Genomic DNA, 18,384 nt, shown 5'->3' on the forward strand with positions numbered 1-18,384 from the left:
GGCGTATATTCCCCGTTTTCACAAACGAGAAAACTGCAGGCAGCATTCCATAATGGAATGCAGAAAATGAAATCAGACCGTACTTAAAAGCCACTTCTTGAACGTTTTGGCCGCGGGAGAGAGCGGCCTGTCGATGGCATGGGCAAGGTAGTCGCTATAGTCTGTTTCCATGACGTAGGGTCCAAGCTGGCGAAGGATGCCATTCTCGATCACCTCCTTCGCCATGAACTCCCATTGCAGCGCCACACCAGCGCCTTTGGCACAGGCCAAAGCCGCCAAACTTACCTGGTTGCAGATGAGCGACTCGACTTTCGGGCTGTAGGGAACATCGAAATGCGCGAACCAGTCTGCCCAGGTCCACCACGGCCATACTGCCGGATCCAGATCCACGAGGGGCAACTCCAGAATGTCCGACGGCGCGCGAATGTCCACGGGCGGGAACTCCGTGCTGCAAACCGGCCAAATTCTCTCTGAAAAGAGGTGCGAGAAATCGACCTTCTTCCACTCTCCCTTGCCATAGAGAATTGCGAAATCATGCGTCTCGCAGTTTCGCACTGACACGTCATTGCTGCCGGTGACATTGACCGAAATGTCGCCATGCAGCTTCTTGAACTCGACCAAGCGCGGGAAGAGCCAGTAGTGGGCGACGGCGCTCGTGCAGATGATGCTGACGGTCTTGGTGAGATGCCGCGCCTTGAGCCGCGTGATGGCCGCCGAAAGCGCCCTGAGCAGAGGCCCGGCCTCGTCGAGCAATTCCTGCCCCTCGGGTGTAATCCTGATCCCGTTTGCATGTCGTTCAAAGAGCTTGAGCTGCAGACTGTCTTCAAGGTTCTTGATCTGCTTGCTCACGGCGCTTTGCGTTACTGACAATTCCGCGGCGGCCCGGGTGATGCTGCCAGTCCGGGCAACGGCCTCGAAGACATTCAGTGCGTAACCACGTGGAATGTTATTTTCCGCCATGATGATAGACCTCCACGCATTCAGCCAGACGGTCGCGAACCCATTTCTGCGCAGCGTCTTCCTGCAGCCTCTCATGCCACGCGAGGATCTTGCGGAACCCCGGCACGACGAGCGGTGGCGGGGCGGTGAATATGCCGGGCTCGTCGATCACCAACCTGCTTGGCACGAGCGCGATGAGATCCGATCGGCGGATAAGATCAATCAGGATGGTGAAATTCGGCACGCTGACGACGACGTTGCGGCTTCTGCCAGACTGCTGCAACGCGGCGTCCGTCGGCCCGGCAAAGGCGCTGCCATCATGGGACATGATCGCATGATCAAGGGCACAGAAGACATCCAGATCGTCCAGCTGGTCGCGGCCTGGATGATCCGCGCGCGCGATGACGACGTAGTCCTCGTCGAACAGCTTTCGCGCCCGCAGCGTATCGGGCGTCATTTCGGGCGTGACCAGCGCCAGATCCAGAACCCCCTCGGCCAACTGGCGGGCAAAGTCCGGTGCGACCGGACGCACGGCCAGACGTATGCCCGGGGCCTGCGCGCGGATCCGGTCCAGAAGCGGCAGCAGGACCGCGCGCTGCGCATAATCCGTGGCGGCGATGTGCAACGTGAAAGACGCCCTGGCGGGGTCGAAGCGTTCGGCCTGCAGGACGTGTTCGACCTCTCCCAGAATCTTGCGGACCTGTGCGCCCAGGGCCTCGGCGCGCGGTGTGGGCAGCACCCCCCTTTGCGTTCGTACGAAAAGCGGGTCGTCAAAGCCATCGCGAAGCCGCGCCAGCATGCCGCTGACCGCAGGCTGCGTCACGCCAAGCTTTTCCGCCGCGCGACTGACCGAGCGCGTGTCGAGCAACGCATCCAGGACGCGCAGAAGGTTGAGGTCAAAGGTCTTGATATCGGCCATTCTTATATCTGATGTAATGATATGCGATTGGATTTATATTTTGCGCCCCTCCATATCTCCAGCAGAAACTGAACACTGGAGAGACCCATGTCCGACATCATCTGGCCCGCGGGCTTTGTTCCCGGCTTCACCGACAACTTCGTCTCGAACGAAGTGATCGTCACCGGTCTGAGCACCGCTGACGTCTGGCCCTTCCTTGCCATCGCGTCGCGCTGGCCCGACTATTACGACAATGCCTCCGACGTCGAGATCCATGACGGCAAGGGGCCGGAACTGGCTCTGGGCAACAGCTTCTTCTTCCGTACCTTCGGATTTCCGGTGCCGGCCCGCGTTGTCGAATGCGTGGCACCGGTCAAGGGCCAGCCGGCGCGGATCGCCTGGCATGGCTGGGCGGGCGAAGAAGGCGCCGCCGACCGGCTGGACGTGCATCATGCCTGGCTGATCGAGGACCTGTCGGAGGGGCGCGTGCGCATTCTGACCCAGGAAACCCAGAACGGTGCCCCCGCGCGTGAACTGGCACAGGCCCGGCCCAATCCGATGATCAACGGCCACCAGGATTGGCTGGTCGGTCTGGTCGCCGCCGCTCGCGCCGCCAAGGCGTAACCCCGATCAAGGGGCGGTGCGCGACGGCCGCCGCCCCGCTCAATGGAGAGTATCATGTCGAAAATCGCCTTTCTCGGCCTTGGCGCCATGGGCAGCCGGATGGCGCGTCATCTTCTGGATGCGGGTCATGATGTGACGGTCTGGAACCGGACGCCCGGGCGGGCAGACGACCTTGTCCGTCTCGGCGCCGCTCTTGCCCGGACACCGCGCGACGCGGCACAGGGGGCCGACGCCGTGATCAGCATGGTGCGGGACGATGCGGCCTCCCACGAGGTCTGGGAAGACCTGGACACCGGGGCACTGGCCGCAGTCTCGCCCGGCGCGCTGGCCATCGAAAGCTCGACCATCACGCCGGAAAGGGCCAAAGCCTGGTCGCAAGCCGTTCTTGCCGCCGGCGGACGTCCGGCCGAGGCGCCGGTCTCCGGATCACGTCCGCAGGCCGATGCCGGTGCCCTGCTCTATTTTCTCGGGGGATCGGCTCAGGATACGGCAGCGGCGGCCGAACTCCTTGCGCCGCTTGGATCTTCCTTCCACTACGTCGGTCCGATCGGAGCGGCGGCCATCGTCAAGCTGGTCACCAACACCATGCTGGCGACGCAGGTCGCGGCCTGGGCGGAGCTTCTGCCGATGATGCAGGCACAGGGCACGGATCTGGATCTCGCCTTCGCGGCGCTTTCGAAGATCTCGGCCTGGGCACCCGCAGCAGGCTATCTGACGCAGATGATGCGCACCGGGCAACATGCGCCGCAATTCCCGGTCGAACTGATCCGCAAGGATATGGCTTATACCGCATCCCTGATGCCGGAAGGGGATTTGCCGCTGACATCCTTGCTGCGCGACCGTTTCGCAGCAGGCATCGAGGCCGGACTTGGCGAAGAGAACATGACCGCCATCGTCAAGCTGCACACCGGCAAGCCGGCCTAAAGCGCGTCGAGCAGAGTGGCAATCTTGCTGCGCAAACGGTCAGTTCGCGCAGCAAGAACGCGGTTCTTCCTCTGGATCAGCCAAAGATCATGCCGGACGGGCTGCGCGAGTTCCGCGATGGACAGCAGCGACTTGTCACGGAAGGTATCCACGCCGCTGCGGGGCAGGATGGTATATCCAATCCCCCGCACGACGGGTTCCGGGATCTGCCCGATCTGGTTCACGAAGCTGCGCCGGACAAGGGCGTCTGCCCCGCGATATTCGGACGGGAAATTGCAGCCGAGAAGTTCGTCGGCATGGGCAAAGCCGTCGGGATGGGCGATGAACCCAAGCGCATCGAGATCGGCCAGGCTGCGTGGAGCGGGATGATCTTTCGGCAGCAGCAGGCAAAGCGCGTCCTGGCCCGCGCGCGCGCCTTCCAGCCGCGGGTGGACCGGCGGATGACTGGTCACTCCAAGATCCAGCGAGCCATCGAGGACGCCCTCGACAATCCGCGCCTCTGGGGCGGCGTTCAGCATCAGGTCAAGGCCTGGCGAGGCCTCCATGAGCGTGAGGAAGCAGGGATAAAGCAGCAGGGCGATCGATCCCGAACAGCCGACACTGACCTCCCCCTTGGCCGGGTCGTCGAACCTGAGGCTCTGGCGCAAGGCGCGCTCTTCATCGCGGCGGCGCTGACCTATCGCGCGCACCGTCTCGCCGGCCGGCGTGAGGGTAAAGCTCTTGCCGTCACGCGACATGAGAGACTGGCCGACCTGCTCTTCCAGCTTTTTGACATGCTGGCTGACGCCGGGCTGGGTCATGTTCAGTGCCGCCGCTGCACGGGTGAAATGGCCGACATCGCAGAGGGTTACAAAAGTTTCCAGCCAAGTTGAGTGCAGCATTCACCTGAATCGTTTTGTTATGATTTTGAGTAAAAACAATAATTTGAAAGATGTCAGCTGTCACCCCAGATATCGGTCAAAGATTTTGAGGATACGCATGACCAAAACCACGCCCCGCACCTTCTCCCATATCGGCCTGTCCGTGCCAGACCTTGACCGCGCCGTCGAGTTCTACCGCGATGTCATGGGCTTCTACGTCATCATGGAACCGACCGAGATCGCCCAGGACGACAGCGACATCGGCATCATGTGCGACGATGTCTTCGGGCCCGGCTGGGGCAAGTTCCGCATCGCCCATCTGTCCACCGCCGACCGCATCGGCTTCGAGCTGTTCGAGTTCTCCGAGGCCTACAAGCCCGAGAACAACCTGCCCTATCGCCAGACGGGCCTCTTCCACTTCGCCATCCAGGACCCCGATCTGGAAGGGCTGCTGGCCCGGATCGTCGCGGCGGGTGGCAAGCAACGTATGCCGGTGCGCGAGTATTTCCCCGGCCAGAAGCCCTACCGCATGGTCTATGTCGAAGACCCCTTCGGCATCGTCTTCGAGCTCTACTCCCACAGCTACGAGCTGACCTATTCCGCCGGCGCCTATAACTGAAAGGCCTCCCCATGACCGATCTTTTCGCCCCGATCCAGCTGGGCAAGCTGGTCCTGAAGAACCGTGCCGCCATGGCGCCGATGACCCGCGCGCGCAGCCCCGAAAACGTCCCCACCCCCGAGAACGCGCGTTACTACGCACAGCGCGCCGGTGCCGGGCTGATCGTGACCGAGGGCACGGTGATCTCGGCCGAGGGCTCGGGCTTTGTTGATTGCCCCGGCCTTTGGTCGGGCCAGCAGGTCGCGGCCTGGGCCCCGGTGACGCAGGCCGTCCATGACCAGGGCGCGGCGGTCTTCACCCAGATCTGGCATGTCGGCCGGGTCAGCCACACCTCGCTTCAGCCCGGCGGCAAGGCCCCGGTCAGCGCCACCGGGCAGCAGGCGGAAACCTCCTCTGCCTTCGGCTATACGCCAGATGGCAGCGCCGGTTTCGTGCCTGCCTCCAAACCCGAGGCGCTGGACCAGGCGGGGATCGCCCGGGTTGTCGAAGACTTTGCCAATGCCGCCGAAAACGCCGTGAAGGCCGGGTTCGACGGGGTCGAGATCCATGGCGCCAACGGCTATCTGGTCGAGCAGTTCCTGAACGGTGCCGTCAACGACCGCACCGACGCCTATGGCAGCCAGTCGGTGGAAAACCGCATCCGCTTCGCGCTGGAGGTGGTCGATGCCTGCATCGCCCGCATCGGTGCCGACAAGGTGGCCATCCGCCTGTCGCCCTTCGGCCGTCTGCATGATCTGGGCGATTTCGAGGGCGAGGAAGAGACCTTCCTGACGCTTGCGGCGGAACTCGACAAGCGCGGCCTGGCCTTCATCCACATCATGGACCAGGCCAGCCGCGGTGCGCCGGCCATGCCCGAAGGCTTCCTGGCGAAATTCCGCGCCGCCTTCTCCGGTGTGCTGATCCTCGCGGGCGGCATGGATCTCGAACGCGCGAACGCGATGATCGGCGACGGCCTGATCGACATCGCCGCCTTCGGGGCGCCCTTCACCTCGAACCCCGACCTGGTCGAACGGCTGCGCCACGGCTGGCCGCTGACCCCGGTCGATCATGATGCCTATTACGGCGGCACCGCAAAGGGCTATACCGACTGGCCGACCTATTCCGCGAAAGGAGACGCGCAATGAAACCGATCCTCATCGTGATGACCTCGCATGGCGACAAGGCCGGTCATGGCCCGACCGGGTTCTACCTCTCCGAGGTCACCCACCCGCTGAAGGAATTCCTCGCGGCCGATCTGCCCGTGGCCTTCGCCTCGATCAAGGGCGGCGAGCCGCCGGTGGACGGGCTCGACCTCGACGACGCGGTGAACGCGCAGTTCTGGGCCGATCCGCTGTTCCGGGCCGCGATCCGTTCGACCCAGAAACTGGCCGATGTGACCCCGGCCGATTACAGCGCGATCTTCTTCGCCGGTGGCCACGGCGCGGTCTGGGATTTCCCGACTTCGACGGCGGTCAATGACGTCACCCGCGCGATCTGGGAACAGGGCGGTGCGGTCGGCGCGGTCTGCCACGGCCCGGCGGCGCTGACCAATGTCACCCTCTCGGACGGCACGCCGCTGGTCGCGGGCCGCAAGGTGGCGGCCTTCACTGATGCCGAGGAACGCGCGGTCGAGCTTCAGGACGTGGTGCCGTTCCTGCTGTCCACGAAACTGGCAAGCCTCGGCGCGGATATGCAGCCCGGCGCCGACTGGACCGATACCACCGCCGTCGACGGGCGGCTGGTGACCGGCCAGAACCCGCAATCGGCCAGCAGCACCGGCCGGGCGCTGATCACGGTCCTGAAAGGATGAGCCCCCCGATGACCGCCGACGCCCTGCCTGACCGCCACATGGCCTGGACCTGGCAGCATGGGAATGACCCATGCGCGCTGGTGCTGGCCGAGCTGCCCGTGACCCTGCCCGGCCCGGGCGAGGTCCTGGTGCGCAACGCGGTCATCGGCCTCAACCCGGTCGACTGGAAGGTGCTGGGCAGCGCCTCCTGGCAGCCCGGAAAGGTGCCGGGCTGCGACGGGGCCGGCACGGTGATCGCCGTGGGTGCGAATGTGCCGGACAGCTGGATCGGACAGCGCGTGGCCTATCACACCTGGCTGGGCGGTCCGGGCAGCTTTGCCCGGATCACCCCGGTCGCGGCGCGTGCGCTGCTGCCGCTGCCAGATGCCCTGACGTTTGAGCAGGCCGCGGCCCTGCCTTGTCCCGCGCTGACGGCCTGGCTTGCGCTGTCGAAGCTGCCGGCCAGCCCCGAAGACCTGCTGGTGGCGGGGGCCGGGGGGGCCGTAGGGTTCTATCTGACCCAGCTGGCACTGAAGGCAGGCTGGGAAGTCACGGCGCAATGCCACCCGCGCCACCACGAAAGACTGGCCGGCGTCGGGGCGCAGGTCTTGCCCTGGGACCGACAGGTGCCCGAGGCCAGCCAGTCAGCCGCCGTGGATCTGCGAGGGCCTGAGGAAGCGAAGGATCTGGCGGCGCGGCTGCGGGCCAATGGCCATCTGATCTGCGTGCAGGGCCGGGTCCCCGGCTGGCCGTCAGACCCGTTCGGCAGATGCATCTCGCTGCACGAGGTGGCATTGGGCGCGCTGCATGTCCATGGCGAAGACCGGGACTGGCAGAAGCTGCGGACGGCAAGCCGCGAGATCTTCGAGGCACTTCTGTCCTCAGACCTTGTTGCCGAGGCCCGTCGCAGCGCAGATTTTGACCGCCTTCCGCACAGCCTGAAATCTCTGAAATATCGTGATTTTTCCGGGAAATCACTTGTAACCCTGTGACGGAAAACCGGGCGTCAGCGACGCCCCCGTCATCACGGCCACATCCGGGCCGCCTGCAGCACCGCTGCCGGGCTCTCGGCCTCAGCCACCCAGCGGGTCGGACGAACAACCAGGTCACGCATCCCATCTGCATCTTCGGGACCACCGCGTCGGGGATGCGAGGACCGCCAAGCGCGCCTCGCATGGATTTCATCCATACGGGCCATGTCAGCATCTGGATTGTCGCCCGAAATGTGATCGGCGATCACCATGAGATCAGCGTAACCGGTGTTTCCGCCCCACGCGTGTTCAGCTTGACGGGGTGAAGTTCCATGGCAGGAGCTCGTCGATCCGTCTGGCCAGGTGAAGGTGCTTTCCTCCAGGCGCTTGTAAGCCATGACCAGACCGCTGCCGTCCCAGAACAGGATCTTCAACCGGTCAGCCCGCTTTGAGCGGAAGACAAATACCGTCCCCGTGAAAGGATCTTCGGCCAGCGTGGACTGGACCAGCGCTGCGAGCCCGTCATGGCCTTTCCGAAAGTCTACCGGCTTCGTCGCCACCAGGATCCGCACGCCCTGAGACGGCATCAGCACGGCGTCATCCCGAGGGCATGAACAATCTCCGCGATGCGGACCGCAGGCGTGTCATGCGCCAACTCGATCACGACGCCGCCATGGGCAATCTGGATCGGGGACAGAACAGGCCCTGCCTCATGCGTCCCAACATCTTCGGCAGGATCGCAGACCACGAGAGGCGAGAAGACCGGTTCGTCGGGAGCAGCGGCGGGCAGCACCAGCTTGCCGTCCTTCGCAAGCCGTCGCCATGCCGAAAGCTGATTGGGACGGATGCCGTACCGCTCGGCCACGGAGTTCACAGTCACGCCGGGCTTCAGCGTTTCCGAAACCGCACGGGCCTTGGCCCCATCCGGCCAGCGCCGATGACCCGAGGCATGGACCTCGACGCCCAGAGAATTGAGAAACGATCTGATCGCGCACATTGCGAAACGCACTCCCCATCATGAGATGCGTATCACTTCGCAATCGACGCCACACACGGCAACGTGGGCTACAGACACCGGTTACAGATCAGCAACCGCCGTAGCCGTCCATTCAAGTTCAGGCCCGACGCTTCCCGTCGATGAGGGCGCGCGCTCCCCCCCTCCGAAGCGGAGCACCGGAATTTCGAGGTTTTGATGTGGAAAGCGGGTGTGTTCACCGTGTCCGAACTAGCGGAGCGTTGGGAGGGGATTACCGTCGATCCGGGCGCCGTCACGGTGCCGTTCCTGTCCGTGCTTAGCGCACAGGAGGGCGCAGTCTGGAAGGGCCAGCCGAAAGGCTGGCACGAGGCCATCCCTTTGGCCGGAAAGCGGCTGGTGGTCCTTGAGGCCGACACCGGCGCGGATGCGCCTTGTCAGGGCAACAACCCGCTGCGGCTAGTGAAGGAGGTCGATGCCTGGTTGCAGGAGGTATTTTCGCCCTCATGAGGGGGCGACAGGGCGTTGTTGCAGAACTCAGCCGGTGAAGGATTCACATCGGGAATCCATGCGGTTAGACGCGCTGCATGAGCAAGCCCAAGCCCGCCCGCTACCACACGACAAACTGGTCTACCTACAACGATGCGCTCAGGAAGCGCGGGTCACTGCTGATCTGGCTGAACAAGGAGATGGCCTGGCACGCGCCGCATGAGGGACGCCCAGGGCGCCCGCCAGTTTTCTTGGATGCCGCGATCCAGTTCTGCCTGTCGATCAAGGTGCTGTTCAAACTGCCGCTCAGACAGACAGCCGGGATGGTCGCGAGCCTCCTGCGGCTCGCAGGACTGGACTGGCCCATTCCCGACTACTCGACGCTGTGCCGTAGGCAGAAGACCCTCAAGGTGCAGATCCCCTATCGTCGTGCCGACGGGCCGCTGAATCTGCTGGTGGACAGCACCGGCATCAAGTTTCTTGGCGACGGCGAATGGCAGGCCCGCAAGCATGGTGTTCAGGGTCGTCGCCAATGGCGCAAGGTGCATCTGGCAATGGACACTACCACTTCGGATATCCGGGCCGTTGAGTTCACCCCCAGCCGGGAAGGCGACAGCCCCATCCTGCCAGACCTGTTGGGCCAGACCCCCGAGGACGAGGACATCGGCACCGTGACTGCGGATGGCGCCTACGATACCCGCCGATGTCACAGCGCCATCATCGCACGCGGCGGCTCGGCAATCATACCGATCCGAAGGAACGGTCGGGCTTGGAAAGAGGACTGCCCGGCTGCCAAGGCGCGCAACGAAACCCTGCGCGCCACACGTCACTACGGCCGGGCGTTCTGGAAACGGTGGACCGGATACCACGCTCGCAGCCGCGTGGAGGCCAAGATGCGCTGCATCAAGTCCTTCGGCGAGCGCATCGCTGCAAGGGACCCCGATCGCCAAACCGCCGAAATCCACATCCGCGTCGCTCTTATCAATCGCTTCAACGCGCTCGGCACCGCCGAGGTTGTTCGCGTGGCCTGAGCCTGAACGGGAAAGGGGCACTCACGTCTCAGGCCGCCTTTCTGCAACAACGCCTCATGGATGCCAGCGGGCACGACGTGCTGGCCTACAGTCATGCCCTCGGCAACGCCGCACCAAGTTGCACTCCACAAGCCCGACTGAACGTCTGAACAAGGCGGTGAAGCGCCGCGCCGACATTGCCGGCATCTTCCCGGACGAACCGTCGATCATCCGCCTGATCGGCGCCGTCCTGTTCGAGCAGAACGGCGCATGGCAGACGGCAAGTCGCTACATGATGGTCGAGGCCTTCGCCCAGATCGACAAGGAGGAGATCGACCCCATTCTCAGGATCACAACGAAAGTCGCCTGATCATGCCCTCAGGCCATCCGGGAAATTACAACAGCTTGACGGACGCGACCGCGGGATTTGTAATGGTAGGTCGAGGTGTCGTACCGCAGAGCCTGGCAGGCCCGGCGGATCGACACGCCCCAATCGAGCAACATCCCGTCGACCAGAACGTCGAAAGTTTGCGACAGATCCGACCCGCTCGGTTGTTGCAAGGGCATATGCCGGGGCATCTTTTGCTCCGGTTGTCTGGCCGTGCGACGCTGCCAGGCGGCGGAAGTGCCATGTGTCGTCGGGCCCGATCCCTGTGGCGGCGCGTTCGTGGCAGAGGCTTTCGTGTGCTGGTCGCGCGTCAGCCGCGCGACAGGGCGTCGGTCGGCAGCGAGGAGCGGGCCAAATCCGCTTCGATCGATCGCAGTCCGGGGGCGCAGTCCCGGGGCGAAGCCGTGATCGAGGATCCGTCTCCGGATCGCCTCGGTCACGGCTTCGCTCGTCGGGCGCAGTGCCCCCCGGGGACTTGGCCGCAATGCGACTTCCGCGGCACCTGGTGCAGGGGGATCCCCTACATCCCCAGTTCCTCATTCACGAGAATCACGGTGATCTTGCCCTGTTCGACCGGCTGGTTGCCGTCGATGATCGTGGTGTAGCGCAGCACGCCCCAGCCCAGCCCGTCGTCGTGGTTGTGCTTGAGCTTGTGGCGCCACATGTTCACCGGTCCGGCGTAATCCCGGATCCGCGCAAGGGCTGCATCCACCGTCGGGACGATCTTGTTGCAGCCACAGATCAGGATGACCTTCTTCGGGCCGAAGCACATGGCGGCGACCCGGTTGCCGGACCCGTCGCAATTGACGATCGTGCCCTCCATGGTGATCGCGTTGGTGCCGGCAAGATACACGTCGGACAGCAGTGTCTGCCGCTGCATGGCGCGGCGCTCCTCGCGCGGGGGGTTGTAGCCCTTGGCGTCGGTACGCACGGGGTTGATGAATTCGTTTTCGCCGCGCTCGATCAGGGCCTCGAACACGCCGAGCTGGTTGAGGGTCACGGAATCCCCCCGTCCGAGCGTCGCGCCCGACGGTACGAGGCTGAGCAGCAGGTCCAGCGCCTCTTCGCGGGTCTCGACGAAATACCCGTTCATGTATTTCTTCTTCAGATTCTCGATCACGGTCTCGGCGCGGACGCGATTGAACTGCCTGACCTCTTTCCCGAGGTCCGTATCTCCCATTGCCATGGTGTCTCCTCCTGTGCGATGAAATGATGCTCAATATTGTGCACAAAAAAGGATGTCTTTCAAATCAATTCTCCCGTGACGCGACATGGGATCGCGACATGGGAAAAGGCCGCCGCAGGTGCGCGACGGCCTTTCCGTGCCCTTGGGGGGCGGGCTCAGGCGTTTTCGAGCGCCTTTTCACGGGTCTTTTCGGCGGCGGCCGCCCAACCGGCCGGCGCGTCGACCTTCCGGGTGACGGGGAATCCGATGTAACCGTTCGACGACCCGATCATCACGTGGTCACGCGCCGGATCGCCGGCGACCACCAGCAGGAAGTCCTCGGGTTTCGAGACCATCTGGATATCCCGCTCGACGTCCATCGAGGTGCCGAGCTGCTCGGGCCAGTTGCCGTCATGGATGCCCTTGTAGAACCGGTTCAGGATCATCCCCGACAGCCGCGACACGCGGAGCTTCGCGTTCTCGTACAGGTGCTGCCGCACGCGCTCCTTGGTCCAGCCCTGATCGGTCAGCGCCTTCATGATGAGCGGCGTGATGATGACGGTCGGCCGGGTGACCATGCCGCGGAAGAAGAACTGGATGAACATGTTGTTGTCGGCCATGCGGGCCTCGATGTTCTTCAGGATCTGCTCGGCGTTGGGGTCGCCCACCTCGATCGCCTGGGTCATCTCGGTGCAGGCGGTGATGGTGACCGCGTTCTCACCGAATTTCAGGCCCTCGTCCTGCCCCAGCGTGGGCCAGCCGGCGGCGGCACAGGCGTCCTCGTTCTCGGCCACGACGATGCGGAAGTTGCCGCCATAGCACCCCTTGTCGGCCTTGCCGGGAAGGAAGCCGCCGATGTTGCGCAGGTACATCCGCCAGAACCGGCCGATGGATGTGTTCGCCTGATAGCCCGGCCGCAGCAGCCCCTGGCCGTGGTTGAACTCCAGATCCTTGATCATAGAGCCGTTGACCATGATCAGCGTCTCCGTCCCGGGCGTCTGGCCAAGGTGCTCGACGCCGAACCGGGGATCGACCATCGCCTCGACGACAGCCAGCAGCAGCGGCATGTATTCGGGCCGGCAGCCCGACATCACGCCGTTGACGGCCACGCTCCAGACCGTGGCCTCGCGGTTGTCGGGCAGCACATGGCCGAGGACCTCGGCGGGGTCGCGGTCGGTGAAGGCCATGAAGGCCTCGACCTCCTCAAGGGTCGGCGGAACGATCGGCAGGCCCTCGGACCATTCGTTCTTGAGGAAGTGCTGCTGCACCTGGGCGTGCGAGCCGCGGAAGATGATCTCGGCGGGGGCGTATTCCGGGTCCAGATGCTCTTCCGCCGGCTGGACCGTCAGGCCACGGATCACCTGCTCCAGCATCGGCCCGGCGGCATTCCGGTCAAGCTCCTCGTCGGTGACGAAATTCACATGGCCGGGGTGGACGGTGTAGGGCAGGTTGGGCATCTGCAGGCCCTTGGCGGTCATCTTGCCCTGCATCTCGAAGCCCGAACAGATCATCGACACGGTGGGAATCCCCATCTTCTCGATATGGATCGCCGCGCGGGTGACGCCCGCGGTGCAGGAGCCGCAGCAGCCGACCCCGACCAGCGCCGCATCCACGCCGTACTTGGCAAACTTCTCGGGCAGCTCGGCAAGCACCTTGCGCTCGTTATGGCCGTGGATCTCGCCGAATTCGCGCCAGTCGACGAAGGTGACGCCGGGGTAGAGCTTCTTCAGCTCGCGCTCCCAGACCTCGAACATCTTGTCGCCCTTGAAGATCCAGTCCCAGAGCTGGGCAATGACCTTGCCCTCCAGCGTGTCCAGTCGCCTTGCCAGCCGCGCACCGTCCTTGAACTGGCGGCTGCGCGGCCAGACGACCTCGAAGGAATTCCCACTCATGTCTCTCTCCCTAAGATTGAAAGGCCCGCGGCGCACCGGCCCGCGCCGGGTCCGGTGTGACGGTGAGGGGCGACGTGCCTGATGCGTCGGGGCCTGTCCTGGAAAGGCACCATTGCCTTCGCCTGCGACAAGCCGAAGATCGGCCATCCGACCCGTCCGCGGCAAGTGCGACGCTGTGGAGTGACTTGCGATTATGTGATGGTTGGTGAAACGCTCAAAACGACATCAACTCAAGGTCTACCTGGTATAAGAGTGTAACGGCAGCATTCTCTGAGGTTTGTTGGGCGTTTGGCTTTTGGATTTTGTCGATAATCGTTGCTATCGTGTGATGAAGTCTTCCCTGATCGCGCGACTGGGGCGCAACCTTCGTGTCAGAGGGCGCTCAGGTCGCCTTCGCCGGGGCCGGGCGGCTGCATGCTGTGGCCGGTCCGACATTGCAGCAAGGAGAGGGAGGAGATCATGGGATATTCCGAACAAAGTATCGCCGGGTTGAAGGCCAATGACCGGTTCGACGCACAACGCCTGGCCGAACGCGGCCTTGCCGAGGATCTGGCGCGCGAGGACGTCATCGTTCATCGCGGCAAGCCGGTCGGTTCGGTGACAGGTTGGGCCGGCCCGGTGTTCTGGCAGGTCTGGATCGAGGCGACCGATCCCCCGGGCACGGTCCGTACGCGTCTCGACAGGGGCGTCGCCGGGACGCTGGAACTGGCAGCCGATCTGAATGTGGAAGCGAAGCTGGACGCGGCGGTTCCGCAGGTGATCGAAGCCGCGCAGGCTTTGCGCAAGCAGCGGCTCGCGGATGTCAGGGGCCGGCAGGCGGAGCTTGAACAGGCGCGCTGAGGCGCGGAGCGGCTACCACAAGGGCCCGGCGCGGGATGTCCGCGGCGGGCCGATTGCGTCTTCGGGAGGGAGGGACCGATGGAGGATTTCGATGTCATCGTGGTTGGGCAGGGCTACGCGGGATTGTGTGCCGCGCGAACGGCCTGCGAACGTGGGCTGAGCGTCGCAACCTACGAGCGGGAGATGGCGGGAGGGGCGGTGATGACCGTTCTGAAGCTTGCCCCGTCACCCGAGGCGTTCACCCGGTCGGGGCCGGATCTCGGGGCGATCATCGCCATGGAGAACATGGACCGCGGGGCAGAGCCGGTCTTTTCCGCGGTGACCGGTCTGCTGCCGGGGCCGGAGGGCGGCTGGCATGTGCTGTCTTCCGGCGGCATCGTCGCCGCTCGCAATGTCATCCTGGCGACCGGAGGACGGCGGCGCATGTTGACGGCGCCGGGCGTGGCCGCCCATGTCGGGCGCGGCATCTGGCACTGCGCCGATTGCGATGCGCCCAGGGTGGCCGGGCGCGACTGCGTGGTGGTCGGGGGCGGCGACGCGGCCTTTCAGGAGGCCGCGGTCCTGGCCCGGCACGCCCGCCACGTCACGGTTCTGGTCCGTGGCGCCGCGCCCCGCGCACGCGCGGATCTGATCGCAGCGGCTACTGCCTTCGCCAATGTCCGGGTCCTGACCCGACATGAATTGCGGAGCGTCTCCGGGGACGGGTCGAATATCACGACGGTCCGGGTCGGGGGCGAGACGGAAGAAACCGAGATTCCCGTCGCCGGGGTCTTCGTGTTCATCGGCGCCGACCCCGAGACCAGCCTGTTGCCGCAGGCCATACCGCGCGACGCGCGCGGCGCGCTGGTCACGGCCGCCGACGGCGCGCTGCCGATGCCGGGGCTCTGGGCGGTCGGCAGCGTTCGCAGCGGTTTTCGAGGCGGCTTGCGCGAGGCGGGCGAGGATGCCAGCCGCGTTGTCGCCGGGATGCCAGTATGATCATGGGCCTGCCCGATCCTGCGTCCGGCGATGCGGCGGATGGCTTGCTGTCGTGCCTGCGTTACCTGCTCATGGTGCGGGCCGTTGCCCTTCACGGCAGCGCAACCGGAGCGGCACATCAACTCTTCACGTCGCCGTCCTCGGTGACACGCGGGGTGGCGCGGGTCGAAGACCTGCTCGGGTTTCGGCTTTTCGAGCGCAGCGGCGCCGGCTTTGTCCCCACGCCGGCGGCCCGCAACCTGGTGCTGCGCGTCGAACGGATCGAGGCCGAGATGCAGATGGCCCAGAGCGATTTCGACCGTCTGCGCAGCCGCGAGGGCGCAGCGTCGGCCGGGGCCCTGCGGCACCTCATGGCCAGCGGGCGAAAGCTTCTGCTGCTGATTGCGCTCGCCGACCGGCGCTCCGCTTCCGGCGCGGCCGCCGTCCGGGGCATGAGCCAGTCGGGGATCAGCATGGCGTTGTCGCGCATCGAGGACATGCTGGGATGGAAGCTTTTTCACCGCGGGCTGCAGGGCATGACGCCGACCGATGCCGGGGCGCGGCTGATCCTGCGGGCCCGCCGGATGCGGGCAGAGCTGCGGCACGCGATCTCCGAAATCGCCTCGCTTTCGGGTCGGCCCTCCGGGACGGTGGTGGTCGGGGCCTTGCCGCTGGCGCGGACCGACATCTTGCCGCGGGGGATCACCCGTTGCCTCAGTGCCTACCCCGACATTCGGATCGAGGCGATCGAGGCGCCCGCCGAGGCGCTCGTGTCGCGTCTGCGCGCAGGAGACATAGACGTCGTGCTGGCGGTGGCCGGACCGGGCTTCGATCCTCGCGGCCTGATTGTCGAGCCCCTGCTGACCGATGACCTGATCGTGGTTGCGGCGGCCGGCCATCCGCTGGCGCGGGAAAAAGGGCTCGACTTTGGGCGGCTGGCCGGGGCGCGCTGGATCTTGCCCGCAGGCCATTCCGCCAGCCGCCGTCTTCTGGAGCGTCAGTTCCTTGAGCAGGGTCTGCGCGCGCCGGACGCCGTCGTGCAGACTGCCGACCTGTCGCTCATGCGGGCGCTGCTTGGCGGAAACGAGATGCTCGCCTGCACCTCCCGCCGCCTCGTGGCCGCGGAGCTGGCGACGGGACAGCTGGCCCGCCTTGATCTGAAGATGACGAATGTCGGGCGCGACATCGTGCTGCTGCACCGCGAGGATGCGCTCCTAGCCCCTGCGGGCCGCGAGCTGGTTCGCGCAATTTCAGAGGCGAACCCTGACCGTCCGCGGCGTCCAGAGGCCGGGGCCGAGAGGGCGCCACCTGCGGCGGGTCATGCCGGGTGAGGCGGGCTGTTGTGAATCCGGGCGCTGCACTTGTGATGAGGGCTGGCCGGACGGCGCGTGCAGCGGGACAATACCTCTCGGTGTGGACCCCGGCGGGCAGGAGGTCGCGGATCGGCCCGCCGCTCGGCAAGATGGGAGAGAAGGATGAGCATGGAGACGGCAACGATCAGTCGCCTCAAGGCGGAAGAGCGTTTCGAGCAGAGGCTCGGAGCGGCGAAGGGTCTCGTGGCGGATCTGCAGCGCGACGGCGAACTGGTGCATGTGGGCAAGCCCGCCGGGTCCGTCTCGGGCTGGGTCGGCGCGATTCCGTTTCAGGTCTGGACGGATTACGGTGCGGGGGCGGGCGAGGTCTCGGCCCGGATCGACCGCGGGCCGGTGCTGATCTGGCACCTCGATGAGGCGCTGGCGGGGCCGGCGCTGCTGGAGGCGGCGACTGAGGCGGCCCTGGCCGAAGCGCGCACCGCCCGCAGCAGTCGCCTCGAGGCGGCGGAAGCGGATCTTCGGGCACTGGCGGCCGGCTGACCGCGGCGGCACCGGTTCCGAATGGAATATGACGGGGGCCGGGCGGGATGCCCGGCCCCCGTTTGTAGCTGGACGGTTCTCAGCCCGTCATCGTCTCAAGCTCGGCCGCCGAATCTTCGCCGCCCAGCCCGTCGAGATACCTTTCGGCATCGAGCGCGGCCTGACAGCCGGTCGCGGCGCTGGTGATGGCCTGGCGATAGATCTGGTCCTGCACGTCTCCAGCAGCGAAGACGCCGGGGATGCTCGTCTCCGTCGACATGCCGTGCCGCCCGCCGCGGGTGACGATGTAGCCCCCGTCCATCTCGAGCTGTCCGGTGAAAAGATCGGTATTGGGATGATGCCCGATCGCGACGAACAGCCCGGCCACCGGCAGATCGTCGGTGGTGCCGTCGGTCGTGCTGCGCAGGCGGACATGGGTCACGCCCATCGCATCGCCCAGCACCTCGTCCACCGCACTGTTCCAGCGCAAGGTGATCTTGCCCGCCGCGGCCTTCTCGAACAGCTTGTCCTGCATGATCTTTTCACAGCGCAGGCTGTCGCGGCGGTGCACGAGGGTCACGTGACTGGCAATGTTGGCGAGATAGAGCGCTTCCTCGACGGCGGTGTTGCCGCCACCCACGACCGCGACATCCTTGCCCTTGTAGAAGAAGCCATCGCAGGTCGCGCAGGCCGAGACGCCGCGCCCCATCATCGCCTGTTCCGACGCGAGGCCAAGGTATTTGGCAGAGGCGCCCGTCGCGATGATCAGCGCATCGCAGGTGTAGGTGGCGTTGTCTCCGACCAGGCGGATCGGGCGCTCCTTCAGATGCGCCTCGTTGATGTGGTCGTAGATGAAGGCGGTGTCGAAGCGTTCGGCGTGACGTTGAAAACGGGCCATCAGGTCGGGGCCCTGAACGCCCTCGGCATCCGCGGGCCAGTTGTCGACATCGGTGGTCGACATCAGCTGGCCGCCGTGGGCGATTCCGGTGATGAGCGTGGGCTTCAGGTTGGCCCGGGCGGCATAAATTGCGGCGGTATTCCCGGCCGGGCCCGATCCGAGGATGATAAGTTTGCAGTGTTGCGTGGTCATCTGTGTCACCTTTCCTTGGGTCAGACGGCTCCGGGCGCGAGGGCAATGCCTTGCCCCGCCCCGATGCGCATCGCGGCCAGCGCGCGCCTTCCGCCTGTCAGTTTCAGTTGAAATGCGGCCACTCCGGTGGTTTGCGCTCTGGATA

General features: G+C 65.2%; 20 protein-coding genes and 1 pseudogene. 13 read left to right on the forward strand and 8 right to left on the reverse strand.

The annotated features are described in order from the left end of the window. Positions 1 to 72: 72 nt before the first annotated feature. Positions 73 to 960, reverse strand: coding sequence for a LysR substrate-binding domain-containing protein (locus AC2ITM_RS23915; protein ID WP_486470695.1), 888 nt, complete (start codon positions 958 to 960; stop codon positions 73 to 75). Continuing rightward, entirely contained in the window at positions 947 to 1,858 is a 912-nt protein-coding gene (locus AC2ITM_RS23920; RefSeq protein ID WP_486470696.1) for a LysR family transcriptional regulator, read from the reverse strand. The genes AC2ITM_RS23915 and AC2ITM_RS23920 overlap by 14 nt, the downstream gene beginning before the upstream one ends. An 87-nt stretch (positions 1,859 to 1,945) precedes the next feature. On the opposite strand from AC2ITM_RS23920, the gene AC2ITM_RS23925 reads away from it, so the two are divergent. Both AC2ITM_RS23925 and AC2ITM_RS23930 read left to right on the forward strand, forming a co-directional pair. Beyond that, complete coding sequence (locus AC2ITM_RS23925; protein ID WP_486470697.1) at positions 1,946 to 2,461, forward strand: SRPBCC family protein; 516 nt, start codon at positions 1,946 to 1,948, stop codon at positions 2,459 to 2,461. A gap of 54 nt (positions 2,462 to 2,515) precedes the next feature. Further along, positions 2,516 to 3,385 carry an NAD(P)-dependent oxidoreductase gene (locus tag AC2ITM_RS23930; RefSeq protein ID WP_486470698.1) on the forward strand — a complete coding sequence of 290 codons (870 nt, stop codon included), beginning with the start codon at positions 2,516 to 2,518 and terminating at the stop codon, positions 3,383 to 3,385. Here AC2ITM_RS23930 and AC2ITM_RS23935 read toward each other — a convergent pair. Further along, positions 3,382 to 4,266, reverse strand: coding sequence for a LysR family transcriptional regulator (locus AC2ITM_RS23935; RefSeq protein WP_486470699.1), 885 nt, complete (start codon positions 4,264 to 4,266; stop codon positions 3,382 to 3,384). The genes AC2ITM_RS23930 and AC2ITM_RS23935 overlap by 4 nt on opposite strands. A gap of 97 nt (positions 4,267 to 4,363) precedes the next feature. Here AC2ITM_RS23935 and AC2ITM_RS23940 point away from each other — a divergent pair, with 97 nt between their 5' ends. From AC2ITM_RS23940 to AC2ITM_RS23955, 4 genes are read left to right on the forward strand one after another with little or no spacing between them, the layout of a single operon-like run. After that, positions 4,364 to 4,864: a lactoylglutathione lyase family protein gene (locus AC2ITM_RS23940; RefSeq protein ID WP_486470700.1), complete on the forward strand. Its 501-nt coding sequence runs from the start codon at positions 4,364 to 4,366 to the stop codon at positions 4,862 to 4,864. Positions 4,865 to 4,875: 11 nt separating this feature from the next. Next, positions 4,876 to 5,988, forward strand: coding sequence for an alkene reductase (locus AC2ITM_RS23945; protein ID WP_486470701.1), 1,113 nt, complete (start codon positions 4,876 to 4,878; stop codon positions 5,986 to 5,988). Further along, the gene (locus tag AC2ITM_RS23950; protein ID WP_486470702.1) at positions 5,985 to 6,653 is read left to right on the forward strand and encodes a type 1 glutamine amidotransferase domain-containing protein; all 669 of its coding nucleotides are present in this window, start codon (positions 5,985 to 5,987) and stop codon (positions 6,651 to 6,653) included. Before AC2ITM_RS23945 ends, AC2ITM_RS23950 begins: the two co-directional genes overlap by 4 nt. An 8-nt stretch (positions 6,654 to 6,661) precedes the next feature. After that, complete coding sequence (locus AC2ITM_RS23955) at positions 6,662 to 7,624, forward strand: alcohol dehydrogenase catalytic domain-containing protein (RefSeq protein ID WP_486470703.1); 963 nt, start codon at positions 6,662 to 6,664, stop codon at positions 7,622 to 7,624. A gap of 32 nt (positions 7,625 to 7,656) precedes the next feature. Here AC2ITM_RS23955 and tnpB read toward each other — a convergent pair whose 3' ends face one another. Together tnpB and AC2ITM_RS23965 are read right to left on the reverse strand one after the other, a co-directional pair. Beyond that, on the reverse strand, positions 7,657 to 8,190 hold the full coding sequence (gene tnpB, locus AC2ITM_RS23960) for an IS66 family insertion sequence element accessory protein TnpB (protein WP_486470828.1): 534 nt from the start codon (positions 8,188 to 8,190) through the stop codon (positions 7,657 to 7,659). Then, positions 8,190 to 8,612: a transposase gene (locus tag AC2ITM_RS23965; protein WP_486466498.1), complete on the reverse strand. Its 423-nt coding sequence runs from the start codon at positions 8,610 to 8,612 to the stop codon at positions 8,190 to 8,192. Before AC2ITM_RS23965 ends, tnpB begins: the two co-directional genes overlap by 1 nt. 198 nt (positions 8,613 to 8,810) lie before the next feature. Between AC2ITM_RS23965 and AC2ITM_RS23970 the strand changes: the two genes are divergently transcribed. From AC2ITM_RS23970 to AC2ITM_RS23980, 3 genes and pseudogenes are all read left to right on the forward strand, one after another. Next, complete coding sequence (locus AC2ITM_RS23970; protein WP_486470704.1) at positions 8,811 to 9,086, forward strand: hypothetical protein; 276 nt, start codon at positions 8,811 to 8,813, stop codon at positions 9,084 to 9,086. Between the two features lie 77 nt (positions 9,087 to 9,163). Then, entirely contained in the window at positions 9,164 to 10,096 is a 933-nt protein-coding gene (locus AC2ITM_RS23975) for an IS5 family transposase (RefSeq protein ID WP_486470705.1), read from the forward strand. A gap of 56 nt (positions 10,097 to 10,152) precedes the next feature. Continuing rightward, a pseudogene (locus AC2ITM_RS23980) lies at positions 10,153 to 10,445 on the forward strand (transposase); the annotation flags it as partial. A 538-nt stretch (positions 10,446 to 10,983) separates the two neighbouring features. Here AC2ITM_RS23980 and AC2ITM_RS23985 read toward each other — a convergent pair. After that, entirely contained in the window at positions 10,984 to 11,649 is a 666-nt protein-coding gene (locus AC2ITM_RS23985) for a lactate utilization protein (protein ID WP_486470706.1), read from the reverse strand. 155 nt (positions 11,650 to 11,804) lie between these two features. Continuing rightward, a complete protein-coding gene (locus AC2ITM_RS23990) occupies positions 11,805 to 13,520 on the reverse strand; it encodes a UGSC family (seleno)protein (RefSeq protein ID WP_486470707.1) in 1,716 nt (571 codons plus the stop codon). Positions 13,521 to 13,979: 459 nt separating this feature from the next. Here AC2ITM_RS23990 and AC2ITM_RS23995 point away from each other — a divergent pair, with 459 nt between their 5' ends. The 4 genes from AC2ITM_RS23995 (at position 13,980) to AC2ITM_RS24010 (ending at position 17,170) form a co-directional block, all read left to right on the forward strand. Continuing rightward, a complete protein-coding gene (locus tag AC2ITM_RS23995) occupies positions 13,980 to 14,360 on the forward strand; it encodes a nucleoside-diphosphate kinase (RefSeq protein WP_486470708.1) in 381 nt (126 codons plus the stop codon). 78 nt (positions 14,361 to 14,438) lie between these two features. Further along, on the forward strand, positions 14,439 to 15,338 hold the full coding sequence (locus tag AC2ITM_RS24000) for an NAD(P)/FAD-dependent oxidoreductase (RefSeq protein WP_486470709.1): 900 nt from the start codon (positions 14,439 to 14,441) through the stop codon (positions 15,336 to 15,338). Beyond that, positions 15,335 to 16,648 (forward strand): LysR family transcriptional regulator, encoded by a 1,314-nt coding sequence (locus AC2ITM_RS24005; RefSeq protein WP_486470710.1) that lies wholly within the window; start codon positions 15,335 to 15,337, stop codon positions 16,646 to 16,648. Before AC2ITM_RS24000 ends, AC2ITM_RS24005 begins: the two co-directional genes overlap by 4 nt. Before the next feature lie 144 nt (positions 16,649 to 16,792). Next, positions 16,793 to 17,170: a hypothetical protein gene (locus AC2ITM_RS24010; RefSeq protein ID WP_486470711.1), complete on the forward strand. Its 378-nt coding sequence runs from the start codon at positions 16,793 to 16,795 to the stop codon at positions 17,168 to 17,170. A 79-nt stretch (positions 17,171 to 17,249) separates the two neighbouring features. Here AC2ITM_RS24010 and trxB read toward each other — a convergent pair whose 3' ends face one another. Next, entirely contained in the window at positions 17,250 to 18,239 is a 990-nt protein-coding gene (gene trxB, locus AC2ITM_RS24015) for a thioredoxin-disulfide reductase (RefSeq protein WP_486470712.1), read from the reverse strand. Between the last annotated feature and the right edge of the window lie 145 nt (positions 18,240 to 18,384).

It is taken from the genome of Pseudooceanicola sp. NS-SX9 (assembly GCF_057380705.1).